A 3,938-nucleotide genomic window follows, 5' to 3' on the forward strand; every position below is an offset into this window, starting at 1 on the left:
TACATGAACATGAAGCACTTGGAGGCGGCTCTGTACGACGCCTCTATTGCCGGCTGACTTCATTCAGCCGGAGCCTGCAAATAATTTTGCGCATAAATCTTGACGGCACCCCTACTTATGCAGACAACTCGTGCCATCCGTTCATGGCAATTCAACACAGCTTCAAAAAAAGCGGCCCTTATCCTACATTTGGATAAGGGCCGCCATGCTTCATAAATTGTCCTAAACCTATACGCATCACCTCGGTTTGCTCGTCGCAGTAAAACGGCGCATTTTATGCCTTAATCTGCAAGAGAACAGATATCAATATTTGTCACCTACCGGATAGGCCTCCTGCCAGTGATTACCGTTTCCATCTGACGCAGGAAGTTCTTCTCTGGCCTGTCTTTGGACTGGTTTATCAGCCAGTTTGAATTGCGCCACCAGACGATCCAGCGTACTTGCCTGTCCAGCAAGTTCCTCGCTTGCGGCTGCGCTTTCCTCGCTCGTTGCGGAGTTGGTCTGCACCACAGAAGAAATCTGATCGACGCCGACGGTGATCTGTTGGATATTAGCCGCCTGTTCCGTCGAAGCCTCGGAAATCATATTGACAGTGGACACGACCTCGCTCACCTTTGCGCTCAATTCCTCAAACGCCGCATTTGCTTTTCCTGCAATTTCTTCCCCATGGGAAACCGCTTTGATCGTGCTGTCAATCAGTTCCGTCGTACTCTTAGCCGCATCTGCCGATTTCCCGGCCAGATTCCGCACTTCATCGGCAACAACGGCAAAACCCTTTCCGGCAGACCCCGCTCTTGCCGCCTCCACCGCAGCGTTGAGTGCCAGAATATTTGTCTGGAACGCAATATCATCAATTACCTTGATGATTTTCCCGATATTTTCAGAGGTCGTCATGATCTCCTGCATGGCGGCAATCATCTCGCGCATACCCTCCAATGTCATGTCCGCCACTTTGCCCGCGTCAGCGGCAATCACATTTGCCTTTTGCGCATTTTCAGAGTTCGTCTGCACCTGACGGGAGATTTCCGTAATGGTCGCAGCCAACTCCTCCACGCTGCTGGCCTGCTCCGTAGCGCCTTGCGCCAAAGCCTGCGCGCCATTGGAAACCTGTTCGGCTCCCGAATTGATCTGATCCGCCGCGCCTCTGATTTCTCCGAAGGACAGATTCAGCTTTTGAATCAGTTTCGCAATCGAGGTTTCAATCTCCTGCATTTCTCCGGGGAAATCAACCGAGGTAGCAACGGAAAGGTCGCCTCTGCTCAACGCCCCCAGTACAGAATTGATGTCCATGATAATAGATTTTAGAATGGTGAAACTTTCCTGCATACTCTTGCAAGTGCTTCCCATCTCGTCCTTGCTTTCATAAGTAATATGGGTTTCAAAATCACCGTTAGAAAGAGAGCGGGCGGCATTTTCAATTTCCAGCAGCGGGCTGGTTATCAGCCTGATTAGTCTGAACGCAATGGCAGCGCTCACCACAATAGCCAGGACGATCAGCGCAATGGTTATTATCATCGTACCCTGATAGGTTCTTTGCCCCGCCGCAACCTGCGCAATGGCCAGATCGTCCTGATCGCTTCCAATATCAGCCAGAAGTTCCGCCTGCTTGTCCAACAGCGGTTTCAATTCATCATGGAAAATCTGAAACGCGGCTTCGTCGGCTTCTTCTGTCTCCTGTTTCAGTAAGGCGAGCATTTCGGCTCTCGGAGCGGCTTCCGCGTTAAAATAAGATTCTAACTCGCTGACTTTGGAAGCGTCTACGCGATAATTCTGCTTGTACGTCTCCAACAGCACAGCGTTTTTATCGACTTCCTCCTGTGCAGAATTGAGCCATTCAAGGCATGCCTGCCGGTCATCATCCGCCAAGGCCATCAACTCATAGCGTTGCTCTGAAATCAGATTTCTCCGCATTTCCCAGACATAGCTTGTATTGGCAAGCGTCTTGTTGATCAGCGTACTATTTTGGCCATGAAGCGCCCGCAAGCCCAAAATGGACATTGCGGCAATGACAACCATCATAATGACAAGGACACTGGAACCCAGCAGCAGCTTGTTTCGCATTTTTAGATTTTTCACGTTAACTCCCCCGTTTCTTCACTCTTTGTCCATTGTGTATTTTGACGCATCTAAAACACTTTCCACTTCATCGGATTCAAGCAGTTCATCCATATCCAGCAAAAGCGTTGGGTTGCCTGTTTTTACAATTCCTTTCAGATAAGCAGCCCCTTTATCCTGTTTCAGCGGGAGATGAATATTTTCATCCGGTATGGTTTCCACATCATTTACAGAATCCACGACTATCCCAAAAGACCCGTTTTGCACAGAGACTATGACGACACAGGTATGGGTGGTATAGGCGATTTCCGGCTTTCCGATACGAAGCCGCAAATCAATAATGGGGATCACCTCGTCCCGCACACAGATAAACCCTTTCATGTAATGCGAAACATCGGGCAGGGGAGTGACCTCCGGCACCTGAATAATCTGCATTACCTGAGAAATACAAATTCCAAACAACTGCTCCCCGCACCAAAAGGTCAGGTATTTCTCAGAAATGGCCTCCTGTGCGTCCGGCAACTCTGTCAGTTGTTGTATGTATTCTTCAATCGCCTCCAACTGGCCGCCCTGTAACTTTGATATTTTCAAGGCGAGATCATTTTTCCTTTCCTGCTCTCCCATATAGCGCTTATACCTCCCTATCACAATAAGTTTTTTGTTGACAGACTAACGTCTCCCCTCTGCCGTCATTTCAATCAGATTTGTTTTTAGGTTATAAAATACCTCGAATCTGTTGCGACAAAAAAGTGCCCTGCACCCTTACATTCAAAGAGAAGTGACACTGTCGGAATCATACGTCTGTATTCTTCTATTACATCCTTTTCCTCAAAAATCAGCCTATGCTCCACAAGAGCCGCACCCTCAGTTTTAATAAAGTTTTCTGCCAAAATCCTCCAAAACCCAATTGAAAAGCCAGAGACCGCAGTTGCCAACTGTAATACTGAATTAGTAGCATCACCCAAAAGCACAGCACCAATATGTTCCAGCAATGTATCTTCCATACCGGAAACTACACATATCTTATCTTCATTATCCTCGTATGCAATTTTTGTGCAGTTTGTAAAAGAAGAACCGCTGTCAAGCGTATAGTCCTCATCGACTATTTTCGGGTTTAAATCCAGATTCAAGAAAGAGGTTATTAAGGAATTAACTGTGTTTTCGATATCTCTTTTGTTAAGATCTATTTTCTTACCTCCACCCAAAGGGATATTTCTAAATATCAACATATCAGTCATTGTCAGATGTTGAAACAGCCACCCGAACAGAACGTTGAAAATCTCTGAACTCTCTTTGCGGGAGATCTCTCGCGCTTCCAATATTTCATCGAACTTGGTATTAAGCAAGGTAAAAAATTCACTATGCAGATGTTTGTGCAAATAATAACTACTATATTCAGTTTCAATCATATAATTTTCTTCTCGTCTGGTATATTCTAAAAAGAAACTTTTTAAGAATTTAAGAGCCTCTATAATTATATCCCTTCTTCTATCAGGAGAAGGAAAGTTGGTCTCCAACAAATCCTTTACTTTGTTTGCCATTTGGAATATCTTTTTGCGGTCACAATCAAGATATTCCTCCCCACTGAGATACCGGTTGCTCCATTTGAAATCCATTATAATCACGTCTCCTAAAATACTATTTCAGACTGTTTATCCTGTGTATTCAGCAACAGCAAAAAGGCGCATCCCGCCCATAGCAAAACCATGAGCGCAATGTGCCTAAAGATATTTTATGAGAACAGCACAAAAGGACAGAGTTAGGCTCTGTCTTGTCTTGTCTTGTCTTGTCTTGTCTTGTCTTGTCTTGTCTTGTCTTGTCTTGTCTTGTCTTGTCTTGTCTTGTCTTGTCTTGTCTTGTCTTGTCTTGTCTTGTCTTGTCTT

4 protein-coding genes are annotated in these 3,938 nt (G+C 45.7%); 1 reads left to right on the forward strand and 3 read right to left on the reverse strand.

Features of this window, described 5'->3' with window-relative positions; all coding sequences use genetic code 11:
- The coding region (locus ACTQ34_RS17550; RefSeq protein WP_441364895.1) for a hypothetical protein at positions 1–197 on the forward strand (197 nt) is incomplete at its 5' end.
- 106 nt (positions 198–303) lie between these two features.
- On the opposite strand, the gene ACTQ34_RS17555 is transcribed toward ACTQ34_RS17550, so the two are convergent.
- From ACTQ34_RS17555 to ACTQ34_RS17565, 3 genes are all read right to left on the reverse strand, one after another.
- Positions 304–2,076 carry a methyl-accepting chemotaxis protein gene (locus ACTQ34_RS17555; protein ID WP_441364896.1) on the reverse strand — a complete coding sequence of 591 codons (1,773 nt, stop codon included), beginning with the start codon at positions 2,074–2,076 and terminating at the stop codon, positions 304–306.
- 18 nt (positions 2,077–2,094) lie between these two features.
- Positions 2,095–2,679, reverse strand: a complete 585-nt coding sequence (locus ACTQ34_RS17560) for a chemotaxis protein CheW (RefSeq protein ID WP_441364897.1) — start codon at positions 2,677–2,679, stop codon at positions 2,095–2,097.
- Between the two features lie 86 nt (positions 2,680–2,765).
- A complete protein-coding gene (locus ACTQ34_RS17565; RefSeq protein ID WP_441364898.1) occupies positions 2,766–3,671 on the reverse strand; it encodes a bacteriohemerythrin in 906 nt (301 codons plus the stop codon).
- Positions 3,672–3,938: the final 267 nt, after the last annotated feature.

It is taken from the genome of Agathobaculum sp. LCP25S3_E8 (genome assembly GCF_052117165.1).
In the GTDB taxonomy this organism is placed as follows: domain Bacteria; phylum Bacillota; class Clostridia; order Oscillospirales; family Butyricicoccaceae; genus Agathobaculum.